The following is a 21,726-nucleotide window of genomic DNA, read 5'->3' on the forward strand; positions in this document are numbered from 1 at the left end:
TTGCAGAATTTAATCCGGGTCCCCAGGCACATGTTCAAGGCAGAAAGAAGAGGTAGTCATGTACGGTAATATTGAAAAAATACATTTTGTCGGTATCGGTGGTATCGGCATGAGCGGTATTGCAGAGGTGCTGCTGAACCTGGGTTACAAGGTGTCGGGTTCGGATTTGCGCAGCTCTGAGATCACTGAAAGACTGGTGATACTCGGTGCGGAAATTGGCCTTGGGCATTCGGCTCAGAATCTGAAAAACGTTGATGTGGTGGTAATTTCATCTGCCGTGCATGATGACAACCCGGAGGTAGTTGAAGCCAAACGGCTGCATGTGCCAGTCATTCCTCGGGCCGAGATGCTGGCAGAGTTGATGCGCATGAAATATGGAATAGCCATAGCCGGCACCCACGGCAAGACGACCACCACCTCGATGGCGGCTTGCATACTTGGACATGCCGGCATTGATCCTACGATCGTAATCGGCGGGAAACTGAATGCCATCGGCAGCAATGCGCAACTGGGTCAGGGAAAATTTCTTCTGGCCGAGGCGGATGAATCTGATGGATCTTTTTTGGTACTGTCTCCGACCATTGCAGTGGTCACCAACATCGATGCCGATCACCTGGATCATTACTCTGGCGGTATTGAAGAAATCAAGAGCACCTTTGTCAAGTTCATCAACAAGGTGCCTTTTTACGGTCTGGCAGTTCTCTGCCTAGACGACAAAAATATCTGCGAAATCCTGCCACTGGTCAAGAAGCGCTACCTGACCTATGGCCTCTCCTCCCAGGCCGATATCCGGGCGACCCATGTACGACATGATGGTTTCAACACCTCTTTCGTAGTTCATTACAAGGGCTATCGACTGGGTGAAGTATCCTTCCCAATGCCAGGTCCCCATAACGTCTTGAATGCCATGGCCTGTATTGCCGTTGCTATGGAACTGGATGTGCCCTTCTCTGTCATTCAGGAAGCTTTTGCTGGTTTCAGTGGCGTAGGCCGGCGTTTTACCGTCAAAGGCGAGCCACGGGGTATCATGGTCGTTGATGATTATGGCCACCATCCAGTCGAGATTAAGGCAACACTGGCGGCGGCACGGCAGGGTTGGCCGGAACGACGCATTGTTGCAGCCTTCCAACCGCATCGCTATACCCGCACTCATGAATTGTTCAGCGAGTTTGTGACTGCTTTTTATGATGCTGATGTGCTGGTGTTGACCGATGTGTACGCGGCCGGCGAACAACCGATCGAAGGGGCTACTGCCGAACGTCTGTGCCATGAAGTACGTCGTCACGGACAGAAAGATGTGACTTATATTGCCAATCGTGAAGATATCCCGGCGCATTTGATGGGAACCGTTAAGGAAGGTGATATTGTGATCACGCTTGGGGCTGGAAACATATGGCAGCAGGGCGAGGCATTGGTGCGATTACTGGAGGAAGCCTGAAACTCTCCGAAATCACGCTGCGGGGCCAACTGCTGCACAATGAGCCTCTTAGCAGGCATACGTCTCTTAAAGTGGGTGGGCCGGTAGATTGCTTTGCGGTTCCGGAGGATATGACCGATCTGCTGGGACTATTGCAGCAGCTGGAGGCACATGGTTTTCCGTGGTTCATCATCGGCGGAGGGTACAATCTGCTTGTTGGTGACGGCGGCTTTCGCGGTGTTGCAATCAGTCTTAAAAGAATAAATAGAATCGCCATTGAAAAGGGAGTGCTGCACGCCGAGGCAGGGGCTACAAATCAGGCTGTAGCGGCCTTTGCTCGTGACAATGGAATGTCCGGATTGGAGTTTTTGGTAGGTATACCTGGCACGCTGGGTGGAGCGTTGCGAATGAACGCCGGTGCCCATGGTAATGAACTTTTTGACAGCGTGGTCAGCGTGGAGATGGTGAGTGAAGGTGTAAATCAAAAATATGCGAAACATTTATTAAAATTCGGTTATCGCTGCTTGCAACTGGATACTAATAAAATTATAATCGCCGCTGATATTTGCTGTAAACCTGCACCCAGGGAGTCGATAGTTCAGTTGATGGAAAGCTGCTTGGACAAGCGTAAGGAAACCCAAAAGGTAAATTTTCCGAATGCTGGTTCTTTTTTCAAAAATCCCGCGAATCATGCAGCATGGAGATTGATCGACGAGGCCGGGATGAGAGGTTTTTCAGTAGGTGGTGCTCAGGTTTCCGAGGTCCACACCAATTTTCTGGTGAATTGCGGGAAGGCCACGGCAGCTGATTTTATCAAACTGGCTGCCATTGTTAAGGAACAGGTCTTGCGGAAAAGCAACATTCTTCTTGAGGAAGAAGTGATCATGATTGGTGAGCAGGGCAGCTAGGATGTGTGAAAAAAGTTGTGGAGTTACAATGCCGGATAGTTTTAAGTCCAAAAAAATAGGCGTTCTGATGGGGGGATTTTCAGCAGAGCGTGAGGTTTCCCTCAAGAGTGGTGCTGCAGTTCATCAAGCCTTACTTGGCAGGGGATACGATGCCGTAACCATTGATGTGGGGAGTGATCTGCCGGAAATACTGCTGCGGGAAAACATTCAGGCCGCTTTTATCGCTCTGCATGGACGATATGGCGAGGACGGCTGTGTTCAGGGTTTACTGGAACTGCTGCAGATTCCCTACACCGGATCCGGTGTGCTTGCCAGCGCATTGGCAATGCATAAGCTTTACAGCAAGCAAGCTTTTACAGCGGGCGGTATTCTTACGGCCCCCTTTCATTTTTTTCGGCGGGGAGAGCAGATCAGGCTTGAGGATCTATGCTTTGATCTGCCCCTGGTTGTCAAACCGGTTCAGGAAGGATCCTCGGTTGGTATTTCCATTGTTAAGGAGGCTGCCGAACTTGCGGCAGCCCTGGATTTGGCCTTTCAGCACGATGATGGGATTCTTGTCGAACAGTACGTCAAGGGGCAGGAAGTACAGGTTGGCATTCTTAATGATCGTCCTATTGGGGCCATAGAAATTGTTCCCAAAAATGAATTCTATGATTTTGAAGCCAAATACAGTGATGGCATGGCTGAGCATATCTTTCCTGCGCGACTGGACAGCGAGTTGTACGAAAAAGCTCAACAGGTGGGTCTCGCCGCTCACCATGCTTTGGGATGCAGCGGGTACAGTAGAGTAGATCTGCTGGTGACTCCTGCGGGTGACTGTTATGTGCTTGAAGTAAACACACTCCCCGGCATGACCGCATTGAGCCTTTTACCGGAAATTGCCGCCAAGGGAGCAGGATTGAACTTCGAAAATCTGGTAGAAAGCATTATTGAGACTGCAGGGCTCAAAGTAAAGGTGAATTGATACGGTGCGGGATTTCTCGAAGTCCACATATGAACGTAAAAAAGTAGCTTTGAACCGCGTCAAAGTTCAGCGGAAACCAATCGACTGGGGCAAGTATCTGCGTCCGTTGGGCAAGATGCTGTGCGGGCTTCTCGGTGTATCGCTGCTTTGTGTGGCCGTTTTTGTCGGATATCGTGCAGTGTGTGCAATAACATTTTTCCGAATCAAGAACATTGAAGTTTCAAGTACCAAGCGCCTGACACGTGAAGAAGTTCTTGCCATTGCCGGAATAGAGCCAGGGGGTGACCTGCTGCGTATGAGCCTGAAACACGTGGGTGAGCAGCTCTCTCGCAATCCTTGGGTTGAGACAGTTCGGATTCAGCGTTTTTTCCCAGACAGAGTGGCAATCACGATTGCAGAGCGGGAACCACTTGCCGTGGTTAACATGGGATACATCTACTACCTGGACTCTAAAGGGGTTGTCTTTAAAGTGCTGAACCAGGGGGACAGTCTCAATTACCCAGTTGTCACCGGGTTTGGAGAAGAAGACATGACCAGTGATCCCTCTGGTACAAGAGAGGCGCTTAAGTCAACGTGTGAACTCTTAAAGATTTTGCAGGAGAAAGGTGCGTTTGTCCTTGCAGATGTATCTGAGATTCATTACGATAAGGGATTCGGTTTCACGCTATTTACGGCGTCTGGCGGTCTTCCGGTTAAAATCGGTTATGGGGATTTCTCGCCTAAAGTCATACGTTTTGCACGAATTTATCGTGAGCTAATGGCACAAGGACAATCACTCCAATATATTGACCTCGACTACAGCGATAAAATCATTGTTAAAAAATTAACTACCACGATTCAGGATATAAGCAGGGGGGGAAATGTCAGCAGCAAAAAAGGATAATCTCATTGTCGGGCTCGATATTGGGACAACTAAGATCTGCGCAATAGTGGGTAATGTCACTGAGGACGGCTTGGATATCGTAGGAATCGGTACTAGTCCTTCCAGCGGTTTGCGCAAAGGTGTTGTCATCAACATTGAAAGCACTGTAGGGGCGATTCGCAAGGCTGTTGAAGAGGCTGAACTGATGGCAGGGTGTGAAATCAAGTCAGTTTACGCCGGAATTGCAGGTGGGCATATCAAGGGGACCAACTCCCAGGGTGTGATTGCCATTAAAAATCGTGAGGTTTCCCAGGAGGATGTTCGGCGTGTAATTGATGCAGCCAAAGCCATCGCTATTCCAATGGACCGGGAGGTGATTCACATTTTGCCTCAGGAGTTCATAATCGATGAACAGGATGGTATTCGTGAACCGCTTGGCATGAGCGGCGTCCGTTTGGAGGCCAAAGTCCATATTGTTACCGGTGCAGTGGCCAGCGCACAGAATATAGTCAAATCTTGTAATCGTTCCGGTCTTGATGTTGCTGACATTGTGCTGGAGCAACTTGCTTCTTCCGAAGCGGTGCTGTCAGCTGACGAGAAAGAACTTGGAGTATGCCTTGTAGATATCGGGGGGGGCACTACCGATGTGGCTATCTTCTCGGAAGGAGCCATAAAGTATACCTCTGTAATCGCATTGGGTGGTAATCAGCTAACCAATGATATCGCAGTAGGACTGCGTACTCCCTTTGCTGAGGCGGAGAAAATCAAGCAGAAATACGGCTGCTGCCTCGCAACTCTTGTCGGCAAAGAGGATAAGATCGAAGTTCCCAGTGTGGGAGGCCGCAAACCACGTGAACTGTCTAGAAATGTCCTTTGCGAAATTCTGGGACCGCGTGTTGAAGAGATCTTCGCACTTGTGAATCGAGAAATAATTAAATCCGGGCTTGAAGACACTATCGCTTCAGGCGTTGTAATCACAGGAGGATCAAGCATTCTGGAAGGAATGCCCGAGCTTGCCGAACAGATATTCAATCTTCCTGTTCGGCGCGGTGTACCACACCGTATAGGTGGTCTCATAGATGTTGTTAATTCTCCGGTATATGCGACTGGTGTCGGGCTTGTCGTGTATGGCAGTAAGAATGCCGGAGGCCGTCCGGCGGGAAGTGAACCCCAGCCTATCGGAGATGGTTTTGGAGCCGTTTTCAAACGCATGAAGTCCTGGTTCCGTGAATTTTTCTAAAAGAAAAATAATTAAATCCAGCTGTAGGGTTTGGCCAAAGAATCGATATTTGAGACCTTTTTTATTGCTCGATTTTTCCTGAATTTTTCCTTTGATTCTTGGAGTAAATGCGGTTACAGTTTGCGGCGAGAAAGTGAACAACTGGCAAGCTGAGAGGAGGGAACAGGATGTTCGAATTTGATGAGACGATAGAGCAAGGTGCCATAATAAAGGTGATCGGTGTTGGGGGGGGCGGAGGAAACGCCGTCAATACCATGATCGCCAGTACTATAGAAAAAGTTGATTTTATTGTTGCCAACACTGATGCGCAGTCGTTGCGTATTTCCAAAGCTCCGGTTAAAATTCAGCTTGGCCGAGTTCTTACTAAAGGGCTCGGTGCCGGTTCCAAGCCGGAAGTGGGCAAAGAAGCAGCCATTGAAGACCGTGAGAAACTGGTTGAATCGTTGAAGGGCGCTGATCTCGTTTTTATTGCTGCAGGCATGGGAGGCGGCACCGGCACAGGGGCTGCGCCGGTAATCGCTGAAGTGGCTCGTGAAACAGGAACCCTTACTGTAGGTGTTGTAACCAAGCCGTTTACCTATGAAGGCAAGGCAAGGTTAGAGCAGGCCGAGCGTGGCATCAGCGACCTCAAGAAGCACGTTGACTCTCTGATCATCATTCCAAATGATCGTCTTATCAGCATGGCCAGTAAGAATATGTCTCTCTTTGATGCTTTCAAACCGTCAGATGATGTGCTTCGCCAGGCAGTGCAGGGGATTTCCGAACTGATTACCTCAACGGGTATGATGAATCTGGACTTTGCCGATGTTAAAACAGTCATGAGTGTGCGTGGCATGGCCATGATGGGTATTGGCGTGGGTACAGGCGAAAATCGCGCCGCCGATGCTGTCAACAGCGCTATTTCCAGCCCGCTGCTTGAGGATAATGACATCTCTGGCGCAAAGGGTGTACTGGTTAATATCACAGGCTCTGAGTCCATGACCATGGATGATTACAATACGGTCAATCGGATTGTGCATGAAAAAGTACACGCTGAAGCAAACATCAAGATCGGTGTAGTCCGTGACGATAATCTTGGTGATCTTATCAAAGTTACGGTAATAGCTACTGGTTTCGGTGACCGCTTTGATGTTGAAAAAAGTCATAAGAGAACTTTTGCTCCTTTGACTGCAGAGAAGCAGGTTTCTCCTTCACGAAACATGCTGGAAAGACCTACTTTTATTCGAGATCGTCAGCAGGCTGAGAACGTCACCCGTATTCGTCCGTCTATTTCATTGTTGGAAGATGATGAGGATCAGTACGACATTCCTACCTTCCTGAGAAAATCTGTCGATTAGCTAAAATGTGTAGAATGGAGCATCCAGTGATGCTCCATTTCTACGTTTACCCGGTTACTCCGTTTTTCCCCCTCCTGGAGTACCGGGCTTTTTTTTGTCTTTTTTTCAAGCGATCGCTCATGGCATCTATGAGCCCATCAATCTTTCGTACTCTTCTTTGCTGAGACTGGCCCAGTAGTTGGCCTCTTTGACTTTTTTCAGCTCTTCCAGCTTTGTAATGACAGCATCAACTATTCCTGGCAGTTCTTCCTGAATCACCAGTCTGACAATACGCTTCAGTTCATCATGTTCCATATCAGAGATGCCTCTTTCCTTGACGTCCGCTGTGTTGGAAGGCTCAGGTGTTGTACTCATGACAGTACATCATTACCAGTTTGGTTCGTATTTCCAGGCACTTTGGGCAAAGGGTGCCGGCGTCCTGCCACACCTCTTCTGCCAGCCATTCTCCAGCCTTGGCATCATCAGAATATTCTGCGGAGTCCTCAAACGTCTCAGAACAGATGCCACACCGCTTCATTTAATCACACCTCCTCCAAACGCGCGTTCATACTCTTTGCGCAGCATGCGCACGTCCGCACTCTCAAGAATTCCCCAGGGCAAAGGCTCATCAAGAGGAATAGTTCTGTAAACCAACTCATCAAGGTCCATGTTGCATGTTTTGGCTGCTTTTTTAAGGGGTGAAGAATTTACCATTTCTGCCAGCAGTGCAGCGCAACGCCTGTCTCCGCGTGACAATAATGCCTGCAGATAACATCCCTTGAGGCTCTCCACTTTCAAGTGCACGTTAGGAATTCTGCGAAATCGGTTTTCAAGGCTTTTAACTTTGCGTTCAAGTGAGGGGAGCGGTTCCATGCCACACCACTGAAAAGGGGTAAATGGCTTGGGTATAAAAGGGTTGACAGAAACGGTAATATCTCCCAGCCGGCAGTTAGTTTTTGCCCGCACCACCATTCGTTCACGGATCATGGTCACAAGGTGCACCAGCTCATCCAGGTCGCCTTCTGTCTCGGTCGGCAATCCGATAATAACGTATAGCTTGAGATTCAAAATGTCACGGGCGATAAGCATATCGCAGGCATCAAGGATCTGAGCCTCGTTCAGATTTTTCTTGATGAGGTCGCGAAGACGCTGTGAGCCACCTTCAGGTGCAATAGATATGGTCTTATGACCGCTTGCTACCAAAGCCTCAAGCATCTCCGTGTCGATACGGTCAATTCGCAATGAAGAAACGGAGACCTTCCCGCCTTTCCGGATGATGGAACTGCAAGCGAGACCGATATCGCTATGATCTGAAACAGCTGCACCAACCAGTCCGATCTTAGGTCTGTGGAGCAGCCCTTTTTCAGCGATATCAAGAATGCGTCTGCACTCTTGTTGCCGAAAAGTTCCATAGATGAATCCGGAGGTACAGAATCGACATCCCCTCGGGCAGCCGCGGCTGACCTCCACCAGAAACATGTCTCCGAACTCTGTGTTAGGCGTAAGGATGACCGAGGAGGAGGGGGGATGCTGATTAAGTTCACAAGAGGGCCGTTTTATATGTTCAGGTATATCAGGGTTGTTATTGAAGCCTGTGAAACGGTCATCTTTGTACAGCGGTTGGTGGAAAGAAGGGATGTAAAATCCCGGTTGAGCAGAGAGCGCCATATAAAGACCATGGCGGCCATCAGAATAGGATGTCAGCAGTGCTGAAACCAGTGCCGGAACAAGCTCTTCGCCTTCACCGATGCAGATGATATCGAGGAAATCTGCCGCCGGCTCAGGGTTGATGAAGAAAGCTGCTCCGCCAGCTACAACGAGTGGATTTGAGGCTGTTCTTTCCTTGGCCCAGATGGGAATTTGAGCCAGTTGAAGAATGAGCGGGATATTGAGGTAATCTGGTTCGAAAGAAGTGGAAAAAGCGAGTACGTCGAAATCCGAAAGTGGTCGCTGGCTTTCGAGGGAAAGAAGCGGGAGACCGCTTCGATGGTATTCCTTCAAATCTTCTTTGTCCGGTAGAAATGCACGTTCACACATGATGCCTGCAGACGATGCCAAAAGGGAATAGATTGTCTGAAAGCCAAGGCTGCTCATGCCTGTCTGGTAACGGCTGGGAGATACAATGCAAATCTTCAGTTGACCGCCGCGGGCTTGGCCGTGGGGGCAGAGGTTTGTTTCAGCCTGAAGCAGTGAGCGCAGTTTTTGTTTTATGTTCCAACTCATTTTTTTATACTGTACCAAAAAGAAACGCCGCGCAAGGCGGCGTTCGATAGTGACATAAAGAATTCGGCCTATGCCTTTTGAATGGTGACAGCCACCGTTCTGTCTGAATTAGTGGTGAGCTGATTCAGGTGAGTTTCTCTAAAATGTACAGGGGCAAAGAGAAGACCGGGTTGCACAGCTGCAGAAATTTTTGCTTTTAGTGTGCAACTGCCCGTTGCTGAAACCAACTTTATGCAGTCTCCTCCGGAAATTCCAGCTTGTGCGGCATCCACTGGAGCAATTTCAACGTAGCCTTCGGAAGCAACGGTGAGGTTGTTTTCCGACCACGTTGACAGTGTACCATTGTGATATAGCATAGTGCCAAGCGCCAGCTTGAAGCCTGTAGAGGCAACGGGAGGTACAGGGGAAATGGCTTTGAAGGATGCTTTTCTATCATTAAACTCAACCCTCGCCTTAGTCCGCCCCATGCTGCATCCGCTCTTTTCACACACTTCGCTATAAAGACCCGAAAGTTTTGTAATTTCCTTGGCCACGGCATCAATGCCGGTGGCGGCAATTGTTGGTACCGGCGCAATAAGGTTATGCAGCCGTGTAATAGTGTCAGCATCCGTATGGGCCAGGCCGGCTGCAGAAACCGCCTTGTTAAAGAATTGTACACGGTTGTCCACAGTGGTAAATGAACCGGACTTTTCAGCCGCAGTCACTGCCGGCAATACGATGTGTGCAAGGCGCGCTGTCTCGGTCAGAAACAGGTCCTGGACGATGAGGAGGTCAAGTTTTTGCAAAGCTTTCATCACTCTGGCGTGGTTCGGCATTAAGTGCAGCAAATCACTGCCCATTACGTAAAGTGCCTTGATTTCACCACTTTCGATTGCATCAATGATCTGGAAGAGATTTTTTCCTGGTTTGGTTGGAATGGTGCAGTTCCAGGCGGTTCCGAATGCTGCCGCGGCGTGATCATAGGTGTGGTAGCCGGGCAGGTACTCGGGACATACACCCATGTCCAGCATTCCCTGGGAGTTGTTCTTCTCGTCGATCGGGAATATTCCTGCCCCTGTCGGACCTACCGCTCCAGTCAACAGTGCCAGGTTTACTACTGCAGTGACAGCCGCCATGGCATCACCAGCACGCATGACTTCAGCACCGTAGATTACGGCTGTCCGTCCACCGTTGCTGATCAGGCGAGCAGCCTGACGCAGTTCGGTCTCACCTATACCTGTGGCTTCTTGGATTTTGTCAAAAGACAGAGCCTCAAGGGAAGTGGTCAGTGATTCCGATCCAGAGGTATTTTGAGAGATGAACGTTGTGTTTTCCAGGCTCTCTGAAAGGACCGCCTTGCAGAGTCCGGCAGCAAGAAAAGCTTCACTGCCGGGGCGATACTGGAGAAATTCATTGGCAAACTTGTTCATGGATGTGACGCGGGTTGTTGCCAATACCAGGGTAGCATCGTTTTTGGTGGCAGCCTGAATGACCCGGTAGGCAAAACCTGGCGATTCAGCTTTGAGATCGGCACCGATTACCACAATGGCAGAGGCATTTTCAATTGCCGCCATTCCCTTGGTTCCGCCACTGTAGCCGAGCATCTCATGCTGAATGATCTGCGCGGGGAAGTAGCCAAGCCTTGCTTCAGAGTCAATGTTGTTGGTGCCGATGGCCCCACGCATGAATTTCTGGAAAAGGTAGTTTTCTTCGTTGGTAACACGTGGAGATCCGATGCCGGCAACGGCATTGCTACCGCTTGTGGCAATGATTTCTTTGAGCTTGCTTGCTGCGGTGCCTAAAGCCTGCTCCCACGAGCTTTTCTGCTGGTTTCCGGCGTTATCCATGAGCAGGGGTGTTGTCAATCTTCCCGAGGAGTTGAAGGCTGCATAACCGAAGCGGCCGTTGATGCAGAGGTTGCCTTTATTGTAACCGTCATCTGAACTGGTGACTCTCTCGATACGTCCTTCCCGGGAGTGGTACTTGATCTGGCAGCCGGATGAGCAAAAGCCGCAGATACTTGGCGTTACATCGAATGTCCAGGGGCGGCCCCGGAACTTGAAAGGTTTGCTCAGCAGGGTTCCTGTCGGGCAGGCATTGATGCAGTTACCGCAGAAATCACAGTCAAGTGGAGTGCCGTCGGGGGTGTCAATAACGGACCTGTCGCCGCAGCTCTTGATCACGATCGCATCGGCGCCGACTATTTCGTGGCAGACTTTTGTGCATTTTTCACAGAGGATGCAGCGGGTAGTGCAGTTTTCGATCAGAGGCCAGTCATAACGGATAGGAAGGGGATCAGGTGCAGCACCATATTTGTTCTTGTCTACCTGAAGACGAAAGCAGGAATCCTGGAGGTCGCATTCTCCTGCAGCATCACAGACGGGGCAATCAAGGGGGTGATTGACCAGCATCAGCTCCATTGTCTTTTTCCGAATCTCCTCAAGCCTGGGGGTCGAGGTCGTCACGCTGATGCCATCTTTGACAGGAGTATTGCAGGCAGTCTGGGGAAGGGCGACTCCTTCTATGTCGACCACGCAGATACGGCATGCACCGGTGGTGGAAACCTTTTTGAGCCAGCACAGGGTGGGAATATCAATTCCTAATTTGGCGGCTGCTTCAAGGATAGTGCTGCCTGTGGGGACAGTCACCTGCCGGCCGTCGATGGTCAGTGTTGCCGTCGTTTTAGTATCACTGGACTCTGTATGTGCCATGCCTTCATATCTCCGATTTCTTCAAATACGATCGATTAGCAAACTAGGTGATTGTGTTGACGACCATCGTAGCAGGGATTATAGCGTGACAAGCGCCATACGATAGCATCTCAAGCACCTATCAGCCTCTGCCTGAGCCGTGGCATCGCTGAAACCCAGCTCTACCTCGCCATAGTTGCCTTTCGCAGCACGCTCACGGCCATGGACTTCTTTCTGGTTGGCGCGCCCGGCTGCATCAAGACAGGCTACGTTTTCATTCTTGTCGTACACGCCCAGGTAGGTCAGCAGATCCTCAAAGATATCTTCTTCACTCAGATAAGCCTTTCCTTCCTCAAGCCAGCGTTGAATGACAAACGATGCCCTGTGTGCATTGCCTACGCAAGCCACCACGGTTAGCGGACCAATTTCTGCATCGCCACCGGCAAAAACACCATCACAGTCGGTAATCAAGGAGCGCGAAAGAGGGTTGCCCATGCCGTCCTTGAGGTCTTTGCCAGCTGCGTCCTTCAGTGGCAGGTATTTCGTAAGCACGGTATTCCATTTCGAAATGTCGATACCCATATCAGGGGGTATGAAGCCAAGATCCGGATCCTGGCCAATTGCTGGAATAACAGTATCGCACTCAACGATGAACTCGCTGCCAGGCACCGGTTCAGGACGGCGGCGTCCCGATGCGTCAGGTTCGCCCATGGCCATGCGTACACATTCGACACCCGTTACCTGTTCATTCGCGTCGACTATTATTTTTGTTGGCAGCACTTGGAATTCGAATTTGACACCTTCTTCGTCAGCACCGTCAACTTCCCATACATCAGCAGGCATCTCCTTGCGGGAGCGTCGGTAGAGCAGAATCGACTCTTCGGCGCCTTCACGCAGGGCAACCCTGACGCAGTCAATGGCGGTGTTTCCGCCGCCTACAACACAGACCTTCTTACCCATGCCGGTCGGTCTGCCCATGTAGGCTTCGCGCAGGAAGTCGATTCCGCCTGGAAGAAAGCCTTTGTAGCCTTTGTCCTCACCTTCGACGCCCATCGGCTTGGAGCGGTGTGCCCCCGGGGCAAGGAAAACAGCGTCATGCTTCTTTTTCAGTTCCGGCAGGGAGATGTCCTTGCCAACGCGGCAGTTATAGACGATATCCACACCCATAGCGGCGATGATATCAATGTCCCTCTGCAGAATGTGGCGCGGCATGCGGTAGGCTGGAATGCCGACGGCAATCATTCCGCCGCCAAAACCCTCGGGAAGTGCTTCATAAATGGTACAGTGGTAGCCCTCAAGGGCCAGGTAATATGCACAGGCCAGTCCGGCAGGACCAGCGCCGACAATGCCGACTGTCTTGCTTTTCTTTGGTTTGGGTGTCATTGGCGGTTGCAGTTTGTGCAGCCACTCATAATCTGATGCCGAGCGCTTCAACACCATGATATTGATGGAATCATCCACATTTTTGCGGCGGCAGGCGGTTTCGCAGGGATGGGGGCAGACCCGGCCGCAGACTGACGGAAGGGGCATACTTTCCCGGATTGTTTTCAGTGAATCCCCGAACTGATAGTTTTTAATGGCTTCAATATAGCCTGGAATATCGATATGGGCGGGGCACTTGTCCATGCAAGGAGCGGTAAGCTTGTGGATGTAACTCTGGGCAGAGGGCAGGCGCTTGCCGTGGATGTAGGCCAGGAAGTCCTCACGGAAATGGGTGACTGCATCGAACACAGGCGTCGTGGCGCTCTGGCAGAGGGTGCACTTGCAATGTTTCAGCACGTCAGTCAGGTCGCCGACAGTGTCCAGATCGGCTTCGCTGGCCTTGCCGTCCAAAACATCCTGAAGCAGATCCATCAGCACCTTTGTGCCTTTTTTGCCAGGCGTACATCTTCCACAGCAGAAAAGTTTCTGGACACGCTTCATATATTCGGCGGCCATGGCCGGAACATCCACGCTCTTGTCAAAAAGAATGAGGCCGTCCCATCCCATGAAGCTTCTCAGGGGGCGTTCACCGTCAAAAGCGACCGGTAGCTTGAAGCTTACAGCTGCTGGTTCTCCGGAGACATTCCTGTTGTCAATTGTATTTCTACCCCACGTGGAAAAAACTACCTGAGCCACACGAACCTCCAAAAACCGGCCCCCTGAAAATGCGGGGTTAAGTACTTGTATTTATAACTAAAAAAATGATTTAAAAATTGTATACAGTATGCATCTTTATCATAATAGCAAACGAGAAATCAAGGGAAAAAATAATGGCTTACCTTCACTTTCCGTGGATTCCCAGTTTTCCAAATCTATGATATAGAGTGACTTCCGCACCAGTACTGATCTCTGCCGGTCAATCTATCCGGATGGCGTGCGGTTAAAGGAAATTTATTTATTTCGTGGCCTATAATATAAGAAATACTAGAACGGGAGGGATGGCATGAAGGACTTTGACAGAGCATTCCGGTCGTTGTTTGAAGTCAACATGGGAATCGATTCCAAGGAACGGGTACTGGTATTCAGTGATATCATCCGGCCTGATGAATTATTGTCCGTCGCAGATCGCGACCGCCGACAGCGACTCAATGCCACTGCCCGTCAGGTAGCCGATTTCGCTGCACGCAGCTGGGGTAATGCGTCTTTTGTGGAGTTCCCTGCTACCTTGACATCAGGTGTAGAGCCTCCTGAAGCACTCTGGCTGGAGACATTCGGCAGTGAGGCTGTAAATGAGCTGGACGGGGCAGGTCTTCTGGCACTTCTGCTGACCAAGAGTGCCAGCGCTGAGCAAATCAGCAGAGCCAGAGAGATCGTTGTTTCACACCAGCAAGATGCAGCTGATGTAATCATAGCCATGAGCAACAATTCCACCAGCCATACCCGCTACCGTGCCCTGGCGAATGCAACGGGAGCTCGGTTTGCCAGTCTGCCCCACTTTGACCCGGAGATGTTCCACACATCCATGGCTGTTGACTGGAGCGTGCTTGCCGCTCGCACGGCACGTCTTGTGGCCGCCATCAACAAGGCAGAATGGATTCGCATCACAACCCCCAACGGAACAGATATGCATATCTGCAAACAGTCCCGCAATGCGGAGGGGGATGACGGATTGCTTACAGCGCGCGGCAGTTTCGGAAACCTGCCGGCCGGAGAGGCTTATTTCGCACCACTGGAAGGCAAAAGTTACGGCACCATGGTCCTGGAGTGGGGGCCGACGCGCAAACTTGATGAACCGCTCCGTCTGACTGTGGAGCAAGGGCAGGTTACTGCCCTGGAGGGAAATGATCCCCATCGCAGAAAACTGGAGGAACGCTTTGCCGAGAACAGCACCTGCCGCAATCTGGCTGAACTCGGGATCGGCACCAACGACAAGGCCAGCCGGCCTGACAATGTACTCGAAGCTGAAAAAATACTGGGTACCGTCCACATGGCCCTTGGCGATAACTCCGGATTCGGTGGCAAGGTCAGCGCCCCCTTTCACGAAGATTACGTTTTTTATCGTCCAACTCTGACTGCCATCATGAAGGATTCCACCGAGCAGGTGCTTATCGATGACGGGAGGATGCTGGTATGACCACGCCCCTTACCTTGGGATTTTCGCCGTGCCCCAATGACACCTTCATGTTTTATCCCCTGGTGCACGGGTTGGTTGATACCGGCGGCCTGTCATATCGGGAGCGGCTGGAAGATGTTGAGACCCTTAACCAGCTGGCGCTGGGGAGCGAACTTGATGTCAGCAAGGTTTCCTACCATGCTCTCGGCCATATCCGCGATGACTATGCCCTGCTTCGCTCCGGCAGTGCTTTGGGAAGGGGGTGCGGACCTTTGCTGGTTTCGGCCGCAGAGGTGAACCCAACTGATCTGGCGGGCAAGACAATCGCTGTGCCGGGTCGCTTCACAACTGCACTGTTGCTGCTGCGCCTGTTCGACCCATCTTTACACAATTTTATCGAAATGCCCTTTCATGAAGTGATGGAAGCCGTATTGAGCGGAAATGCCGACGCTGGGCTGATAATTCATGAATCACGCTTTACCTACCAGGGCTACGGCCTGCACAAACTGCTTGATCTTGGGGAATGGTGGGAGAATGAGACCGGGCTGCCGATCCCGCTGGGAGGTATCGTTGCCCGGAGATCGCTTGGAAAAGAAACTGTCAGCGCCGTGGAGCGGGCCCTCGGCAGGGGAGTAGAGTATGCCCGCAGTCATCCTGATGAGGCTGCACGGTACATCTGTGAGCACGCCCAGGAAATGAGCGCCGAAGTCTGTGCTGCCCACATCAACCTGTATGTGAATGATTTTTCCGCCGACCTCGGTGATGAAGGTGTGCAGGCCATCCGGTGTCTGATGGAGAGGGCAGAGCAGGCGGGGATAGTTCCACGCTCCGAGGCGCCACTGTTTTTCTAGCAGGATGTTGAAAAACAGCCATCTCGCCGCCGTCCTCAGGTGCGACGATCTGGTTATTTTTGAACAACCTGAGCCTGCTAGAGAACATAAGGTTTTATCTACTAATCAAAAGGCCACGATGGATATTCCTCGTGGCCTTTTGATTTAATCGTGCGGATTATTTTTACTTTTTGTAGTACTCCATCGCTTTCGGGATCAGTTTCTTGATGTTCGCGATTCTGGTCGCGTCAGAAGGGTGGGTGCTGAGAAATTCCGGCGGCGCCTGTCCTCCCTTCTGGGCAGCCATCCGCTCCCAGAATGTCACCGCTTCATTGGGGTCATAACCGGCCATTGCCATGAAAATCAGTCCCAGCTGATCAGCTTCACTCTCCTGCAGACGGCCATAGGGAAGGATTGCGCCGTACTGGGCACCCGCCCCATAGGCGGCCATCCAGAGCTGCTGTGTCTGTGCAGGTTTGGTGGAGAGGGCGGTCGAAAGCGCCACTCCACCCATCTGGGCCAGCAATCCCTGGCTCATACGCTCATTGCCATGTTCCGCAATGGCATGGGCGATTTCGTGTCCCAGTACTACGGCGAGGCCGGTTTCATTTTTTGCCACCGGCAGGAGGCCGGTATACACCACAACCTTGCCCCCTGGCATGCACCAGGCATTGACCTGTTTGTCCTCGACCAGATTGAATTCCCATTTGTAATCAGCAAGACGCTGGCTCTGGCCCTTTTCCGCAAAATAGCGTTCAACAGCATTCTGGATCTTGCCGCCGACCCGCTTGACCATCTGGGTCTGCTCTTGGTTGGTGCTGACTTTGTGCTCTTTAATAAACTGGTCGTACTGCTGCAAACTCATGGACATCATGGATGATCCCGGAATCAGGTTGAGCTGGGATCTTCCGGTAATGGGGACCGTGCTGCAGGCGGTGAGGGATACAAGGCAGACAAGCAGGACAAGGTAATGTGCCATAAAAATTCTCCTTTTGGTTCAGGGTAGTATTCGTTTAAGCAGTTCCAGCAGCGGCTGAGGATAAATGCCCAGAAAGAGCGTTGTCAGAGTCGGAATCGCCAAGGCTGTCATCCCGGCGACAGAAAGAGGGGGGGCATGATCAGGCTGTCCTTCGGGAGACTTCATGTAAAGCGTCACCACCACCCGCAGATAGAAGAAGACAGCTACCAGTGCGGTAAGTATAGCCATGATTGCCAATGATGTTTCACCGCTGCGAAGCGCGGCAGCAAATATGGCAAATTTAGCCATGAAGCCGGCCGTCGGCGGAATACCAGCCAGTGAAAACAAAGCGACTGCCAGTGCCGCTCCGGCCGCAGGATTTCTGTAACCGAGTCCCCGGTACTGTTCAAGTTCATCCCTGTCATGGTCCCCTGACAATAATGAAACAGCTCCAAATGTGGCAAGGCCGGCTGCCGCATACATCACAGCATAAAACACTGCTGCCGGTCTGCCGCCTGACGGCGCTGCCACAAGGGACAAGGCAACATACCCCATCTGGGCGATGGAGGACCAGGCCAGCATGCGCTTGATGCTTCTCTGCAGCAGAGCTGCCAGATTCCCGCTCACAAAAGAGAGTAGTGCCAGCATCCAGAAGATGTCGTGGATTCCGCGCCAGCTCTCCACGAGCGGTATGAAGAGCAGCAGGGCTGCGAGGGAAGCTGCTTTTGAGGCAGTGGAGAGCAGCGCGGTGACCGGTGCCGGAGCCCCCTGGTACACATCCGGTGTCCAGAGGTGGGCCGGAACCAGGGAAAGCTTGAAGGCCAGGCCCAGCAGAACCAGGCAGCTCCCTGCAATAAAAAGGGGGTCAATGACTTGCATTGCCACCAGCTCAGCCAGCCGGAGAGTGCCGCGGCTGCAATAGATCAGGGCAATGCCCATGGAAAGAAGGGCTGCCGACAGGGTGCCGTTGAGCAGATATTTCAGCCCCGCTTCACCGCCATGCTCGGACCTCCGTTCAATGGCAACCATTATATAAAAAGCAAAAGTGAACGACTCCAGCCCGATGAAGAGCATCACCAGGTTGTTGGCAGCACAGGCTGCCCCCATACCGGTCAGGGCGAATAGCAATGTTGCGGGGAATTCCTCGCCGGTGATGCCCCGGCGACAGTTGTATTCCCAGGCAAGCAACAGTGCCACGAGCCCGGTTCCATAAAGGAAGACTGAAAAAAAACGGGAAAATGAGGTGATTGCTAAACCGGGCATCACAGCATCTGCCGGCATTGCAATACTCCAGATCAGTGCGGCAGCCGCACAGGCAGCAGCTATCCCGTAAAGGTAACCTCCGGGGCGGACCGCTCCTGTCAGAAGCAGCAGCACACTGCCACCTGCCAGGATGAGCAGCGGCATGATGGCCAATAGTTGCTCCGCTGTCATGGCGTTCCTCCGGTCAGCAGTTGTACCGGCACGTGCAGCATTTCCAGCAGCGGTGCGGGGTGAATCCCCATCCAGATGTCCAGCAGGGCGAGTATCGCAAGAATGCCGATCTCTCTCGGGTTGAGATCATTAAGTGAGAGCGGCTGGCGCTCCTTCTGGAAAACCACCTCCTGAACCAGGCGGACCATATAGATCAAAGGGAACACGATCCCGCAGAAAGCCAGGACAGCCACCAGCGGCGAACTTTTTATGGTTCCTGCAAGAATCAGAAACTCCCCTACAAAGTTGTTCAGGCCCGGAACTCCCATGGCCGTGACAGCAAAGAGCAGGAAGAAGAATGACCAGAGCGGGAGCTTGCCCCACAGTCCGCCAAAAGCGGCTATTTCACGGGTGTGAGCCCGCTCGTCGAGCATTCCGACCATGCAGAAAAGGGCTGCAGTTGTTACGCCGTGATTGGCCATCTGGATGATCGCCCCTGATAATGCCACCGGCTGCCAGGCAGCTATGCCGATGGCCACATACCCCATATGGCCGATACTGGAGTAGGCGATCAGCCGCTTCATGTCCTGTTGGGCAAAGGCAACCAGTGAGGCATAAAAAATTCCGATCAGCGCCAGGGAGTAGAATAGCGGCGTCATCATCTGGGCTGCCTGGGGGAAAAGCGGATAACCAAAACGGATAAGGGCGTAACTGCCGGTCTTGAGCAGCAGGCCGGCCAGGATGACGCTGCCGGCAGTGGGGGCATCGGTGTGGGCATCAGGCAGCCAGGTATGCAGAGGGAAGAGCGGAAATTTTATGGCAAAGGCCAGGAAAAAAGCGGCATACAGCCACAATTGTGTTTCCAGCGGCAGCTGAACCTTGAGCAGTTCCTGCAGCTGAAAGCTGGAGACGCCGGTCTGTTGAGCATACAGCAGGTGCAGGGCGATGATCGCCAGTAGCATCAACAATGAACCGGACATGGTGAAGAGAAAAAACTTAAGGGTGGAATAGAGGCGTCTGCCGTGGCCCCAGATGCCGATCAGGAAGAACATCGGAATCAGCATCATCTCCCAGAACAGATAGAACAGAGCTAGGTCGAGCGCCAGGAAGACGCCCATGATGCCGGCCTCCATGACCAGCATCATGGACAGGAACAGGCTGGTTCTCTCCTTGATGGAATCCCAGGAGACCGCGAGACCGACACAGAAAACAATGGCGGTCAGCATGATCATCAGCAGTGAGATGCCGTCCAAAGCCAGAGTATAGCGGATGCCGAAGGCGGGGATCCAGGGAGCATCTTCCAGCAGCAGGAAACCTTGCGGAAAGGGATTCACTGCCAATCCCTTCCACGAAGCGTACAGCCAGAGTGCCAAGGTCAGTTCCGTCAGCGCAACTACCAGAGCGATGGGGCGAGCCAAACGACGGCAGTTCCATGCTGGAAGGAGCAGAAGGCAGCCTGCCAGGGGAAGGAAGACCAGGATGGACAGAATCGGGATGCTCATGAAAGTGCCCATGCACAATATGCCAGTATGGCAGCCACTCCGCCGGCCAGGCCGAACAGGGAAGTGGCTACTTTTCCGGTGCTCCAGGCCGAGGGAAGTAAGGCAAGGCGTCCCATGAGGCGTGCCAGTCCCTCCAGTGCGCCATCAATGGCGGTTTCGTCCACTCCTTTCCAGAGGAAACGGGCCAGCCTGACAAAGGGACGGATGAATAGCAGTCGGTAGAGCTCGTCGAGATACCAGCCGTTCTGCAGAAAGATGAAAAGCTTTGATCCGGCCTGTTCGCGAGCCAGCACGCCGGAGCGCTGTACACCCATGTAGCGCTGCCAGGCCAATCCCAGGCCCAGCAGAGAAACAGCCGCAGCAATGCCTTGAAGGATCAACTCCTCCATGTGGGATGAATGCATTGCTCCGAAGCCGGGTATCGATCCGAAGAAGCGGGCAAGCAGCCCTTCTCCCAGATAAGCCGGCAGGTTGAGCACTCCTCCCCCCAGACCGAGGATCGCAAGGGGAACAAGAGTGATGGTCATGACCAGTGGCAGTGTTCTTTCTCCGTTCTCTTGATGGTTAGCATTGTCCGCTTCACCGTGGAAAACGATAAACAGCATGCGGAAGGTATAGAAGGCTGTCAGCAGGGCGGTTAGCAGTCCGAGCAAGAATAGGGAGGTGTACAGCGACCCGCCACGTTCAAAGACTGCTCCGAGAATGGCATCTTTGCTGAAGAAGCCGCCGCTGAGCGGGAAGCCAGCAAGGCAGAGAACTCCTGCCAGGAAAGGCCAGTAGACCGCCGGCAGCTTCCCACGCAGGCCACCCATGCGAAAGATGTCCTGCTGATGGTGCAGCGCCGTAATGACGCAGCCTGCCCCCAGAAAGAGCAGTGCCTTGAAGAAGGCATGGGTCAGCAGATGAAACCCCGCAGCGGTCAATGCTCCGGCTCCCACTCCCAGAATCATGTAGCCGATCTGGCTGATGGTGGAGTAGGCAAGGATGCGTTTGAGGTCGCGTTGGGCGCATGCACAGGTGGCGGCATAGAAGGCGGTCGCTCCGCCGGTGACGGCAATTGCTGCCAGGGTTGTGGGCGAAGAGCCGATCAGTGGGAACATTCGAGCCAGCAGATAAACTCCTGCTGTGACCATGGTGGCTGCGTGGATCTGGGCCGAAACCGGGGTAGGACCAGCCATGGCATCAGGCAGCCAGACCGATAGCGGCAGTTGGGCCGACTTTCCGGCAGCGCCGATCAGCAGAAGAATTCCCAAAACAGTTATCACACCTGGAGGTGCCAGGGGAGCCAGAAAGTTTAACTCGGCAATGGATTGGGTGCCGAAGAGCAGAAACATCCAGATGATTGCGATGCCAAATGCTGTGTCGCCGATGCGGGTGACGATGAAGGCTTTGCGTCCTGCGGTAGCATTTTTTTCTTCTGTGTACCAGAAGCCGATCAGGGCATAGGAGCAGAAACCGACACCCTCCCACCCAAGATAGAGCAGCGGCAGGTTTGCGGCCAGCACCAGCACCAGCATGGCAAAGACAAAGAGGTTCAAGAGGGCGAAGTAGCGGGCATGGGAGGCTTCTTCACCCATGTAACCGACTGAATACAGGTGAATCAAGCCGCACACAAAGGTGATCATCAAGGTCAGGATCAGGGAAAACTGGTCCAGGTAGAGAGCGATGGGAGCCTTGAAATCAAAGGTGGACAGCCAGGAGCCGTATTCCGCTGTAACCGGAGCGGTGAAATTTGTATATGCCAGCAGGGCGCAGGAAAAAGCGCCCCAGATCACTCCGCAGGCAATGGTCTCTCCCACTTTACGCGGAAGCATACGGCCGATCAGGGCGTTGATGAGACCGCCTGCCAAGGGCAGCAGAAGTATGAGGGCCAAGTAGAGTTTCATCAG

17 protein-coding genes are annotated in these 21,726 nt (G+C 52.4%); 8 read left to right on the top strand and 9 right to left on the bottom strand.

From position 1 onward, the window contains the following. Positions 1-58 precede the first annotated feature (58 nt). From murC to ftsZ, 6 genes are all read left to right on the top strand, one after another. Positions 59-1,438, top strand: a complete 1,380-nt coding sequence (gene murC / locus KJB30_RS09860; protein WP_214298619.1) for a UDP-N-acetylmuramate--L-alanine ligase — start codon at positions 59-61, stop codon at positions 1,436-1,438. Beyond that, positions 1,393-2,325, top strand: a complete 933-nt coding sequence (gene murB / locus KJB30_RS09865) for a UDP-N-acetylmuramate dehydrogenase (protein WP_214298621.1) — start codon at positions 1,393-1,395, stop codon at positions 2,323-2,325. The genes murC and murB overlap by 46 nt, the downstream gene beginning before the upstream one ends. 28 nt (positions 2,326-2,353) lie before the next feature. Further along, complete coding sequence (locus KJB30_RS09870; protein WP_214298623.1) at positions 2,354-3,289, top strand: D-alanine--D-alanine ligase; 936 nt, start codon at positions 2,354-2,356, stop codon at positions 3,287-3,289. 4 nt (positions 3,290-3,293) lie between these two features. Then, entirely contained in the window at positions 3,294-4,172 is an 879-nt protein-coding gene (locus tag KJB30_RS09875) for a cell division protein FtsQ/DivIB (protein WP_367618963.1), read from the top strand. Beyond that, entirely contained in the window at positions 4,150-5,391 is a 1,242-nt protein-coding gene (gene ftsA, locus KJB30_RS09880) for a cell division protein FtsA (protein WP_214298625.1), read from the top strand. Before KJB30_RS09875 ends, ftsA begins: the two co-directional genes overlap by 23 nt. Positions 5,392-5,558: 167 nt before the next feature. After that, on the top strand, positions 5,559-6,728 hold the full coding sequence (gene ftsZ, locus KJB30_RS09885) for a cell division protein FtsZ (protein ID WP_214298628.1): 1,170 nt from the start codon (positions 5,559-5,561) through the stop codon (positions 6,726-6,728). A gap of 126 nt (positions 6,729-6,854) precedes the next feature. Here the strand turns inward: ftsZ and KJB30_RS09890 are convergent, their stop codons facing one another. From KJB30_RS09890 to KJB30_RS09910, 5 genes are all read right to left on the bottom strand, one after another. Further along, positions 6,855-7,082, bottom strand: coding sequence for a hypothetical protein (locus tag KJB30_RS09890; protein ID WP_214298630.1), 228 nt, complete (start codon positions 7,080-7,082; stop codon positions 6,855-6,857). Next, entirely contained in the window at positions 7,066-7,245 is a 180-nt protein-coding gene (locus KJB30_RS09895) for a hypothetical protein (RefSeq protein WP_214298632.1), read from the bottom strand. Before KJB30_RS09895 ends, KJB30_RS09890 begins: the two co-directional genes overlap by 17 nt. Next, a complete protein-coding gene (locus KJB30_RS09900) occupies positions 7,242-8,930 on the bottom strand; it encodes a radical SAM protein (RefSeq protein ID WP_214298634.1) in 1,689 nt (562 codons plus the stop codon). The genes KJB30_RS09895 and KJB30_RS09900 overlap by 4 nt, the downstream gene beginning before the upstream one ends. 68 nt (positions 8,931-8,998) lie before the next feature. Continuing rightward, positions 8,999-11,620: a molybdopterin-dependent oxidoreductase gene (locus KJB30_RS09905; protein WP_214298636.1), complete on the bottom strand. Its 2,622-nt coding sequence runs from the start codon at positions 11,618-11,620 to the stop codon at positions 8,999-9,001. A 78-nt stretch (positions 11,621-11,698) separates the two neighbouring features. Next, positions 11,699-13,717, bottom strand: coding sequence for an FAD-dependent oxidoreductase (locus KJB30_RS09910; RefSeq protein WP_214298638.1), 2,019 nt, complete (start codon positions 13,715-13,717; stop codon positions 11,699-11,701). 307 nt (positions 13,718-14,024) lie between these two features. On the opposite strand from KJB30_RS09910, the gene KJB30_RS09915 reads away from it, so the two are divergent. Together KJB30_RS09915 and KJB30_RS09920 are read left to right on the top strand one after the other, a co-directional pair. Next, positions 14,025-15,155, top strand: coding sequence for an aminopeptidase (locus tag KJB30_RS09915; protein WP_214298640.1), 1,131 nt, complete (start codon positions 14,025-14,027; stop codon positions 15,153-15,155). Then, complete coding sequence (locus KJB30_RS09920) at positions 15,152-15,985, top strand: menaquinone biosynthesis family protein (RefSeq protein WP_214298642.1); 834 nt, start codon at positions 15,152-15,154, stop codon at positions 15,983-15,985. Before KJB30_RS09915 ends, KJB30_RS09920 begins: the two co-directional genes overlap by 4 nt. A 163-nt stretch (positions 15,986-16,148) precedes the next feature. On the opposite strand, the gene KJB30_RS09925 is transcribed toward KJB30_RS09920, so the two are convergent. Genes KJB30_RS09925 through nuoL form a run of 4 tightly spaced genes read right to left on the bottom strand, consistent with a single transcriptional unit; the run spans position 16,149 to position 21,723 of the window. Beyond that, entirely contained in the window at positions 16,149-16,943 is a 795-nt protein-coding gene (locus KJB30_RS09925) for a M48 family metallopeptidase (protein WP_214298644.1), read from the bottom strand. A gap of 18 nt (positions 16,944-16,961) precedes the next feature. Continuing rightward, on the bottom strand, positions 16,962-18,356 hold the full coding sequence (locus tag KJB30_RS09930) for an NADH-quinone oxidoreductase subunit N (RefSeq protein ID WP_214298646.1): 1,395 nt from the start codon (positions 18,354-18,356) through the stop codon (positions 16,962-16,964). Then, a complete protein-coding gene (locus KJB30_RS09935) occupies positions 18,353-19,837 on the bottom strand; it encodes a complex I subunit 4 family protein (protein WP_214298648.1) in 1,485 nt (494 codons plus the stop codon). The genes KJB30_RS09930 and KJB30_RS09935 overlap by 4 nt, the downstream gene beginning before the upstream one ends. Then, positions 19,834-21,723, bottom strand: a complete 1,890-nt coding sequence (nuoL, locus tag KJB30_RS09940; protein WP_214298650.1) for an NADH-quinone oxidoreductase subunit L — start codon at positions 21,721-21,723, stop codon at positions 19,834-19,836. Before nuoL ends, KJB30_RS09935 begins: the two co-directional genes overlap by 4 nt. Between the last annotated feature and the right edge of the window lie 3 nt (positions 21,724-21,726).

It is taken from the genome of Pelotalea chapellei (assembly GCF_018531195.1).
GTDB classification, from domain to species: Bacteria; Desulfobacterota; Desulfuromonadia; order Geobacterales; family Pseudopelobacteraceae; genus Pelotalea; species Pelotalea chapellei.

Bases quoted from the DNA above. Each gene is read 5' to 3' on its own strand.
- murC (WP_214298619.1), top strand. From the start codon at position 59: ATGTACGGTAATATTGAAAAAATACATTTTGTCGGTATCGGTGGTATC.
- murB (WP_214298621.1), top strand. From the start codon at position 1,393: ATGGCAGCAGGGCGAGGCATTGGTGCGATTACTGGAGGAAGCCTGAAA.
- KJB30_RS09870 (WP_214298623.1), top strand. From the start codon at position 2,354: ATGCCGGATAGTTTTAAGTCCAAAAAAATAGGCGTTCTGATGGGGGGA.
- ftsA (WP_214298625.1), top strand. From the start codon at position 4,150: ATGTCAGCAGCAAAAAAGGATAATCTCATTGTCGGGCTCGATATTGGG.
- ftsZ (WP_214298628.1), top strand. From the start codon at position 5,559: ATGTTCGAATTTGATGAGACGATAGAGCAAGGTGCCATAATAAAGGTG.
- KJB30_RS09890 (WP_214298630.1), bottom strand. From the start codon at position 7,082: ATGAGTACAACACCTGAGCCTTCCAACACAGCGGACGTCAAGGAAAGA.
- KJB30_RS09895 (WP_214298632.1), bottom strand. From the start codon at position 7,245: ATGAAGCGGTGTGGCATCTGTTCTGAGACGTTTGAGGACTCCGCAGAA.
- KJB30_RS09900 (WP_214298634.1), bottom strand. From the start codon at position 8,930: ATGAGTTGGAACATAAAACAAAAACTGCGCTCACTGCTTCAGGCTGAA.
- KJB30_RS09905 (WP_214298636.1), bottom strand. From the start codon at position 11,620: ATGGCACATACAGAGTCCAGTGATACTAAAACGACGGCAACACTGACC.
- KJB30_RS09915 (WP_214298640.1), top strand. From the start codon at position 14,025: ATGAAGGACTTTGACAGAGCATTCCGGTCGTTGTTTGAAGTCAACATG.
- KJB30_RS09920 (WP_214298642.1), top strand. From the start codon at position 15,152: ATGACCACGCCCCTTACCTTGGGATTTTCGCCGTGCCCCAATGACACC.
- KJB30_RS09925 (WP_214298644.1), bottom strand. From the start codon at position 16,943: ATGGCACATTACCTTGTCCTGCTTGTCTGCCTTGTATCCCTCACCGCC.
- KJB30_RS09930 (WP_214298646.1), bottom strand. From the start codon at position 18,356: ATGACAGCGGAGCAACTATTGGCCATCATGCCGCTGCTCATCCTGGCA.
- KJB30_RS09935 (WP_214298648.1), bottom strand. From the start codon at position 19,837: ATGAGCATCCCGATTCTGTCCATCCTGGTCTTCCTTCCCCTGGCAGGC.
- nuoL (WP_214298650.1), bottom strand. From the start codon at position 21,723: ATGAAACTCTACTTGGCCCTCATACTTCTGCTGCCCTTGGCAGGCGGT.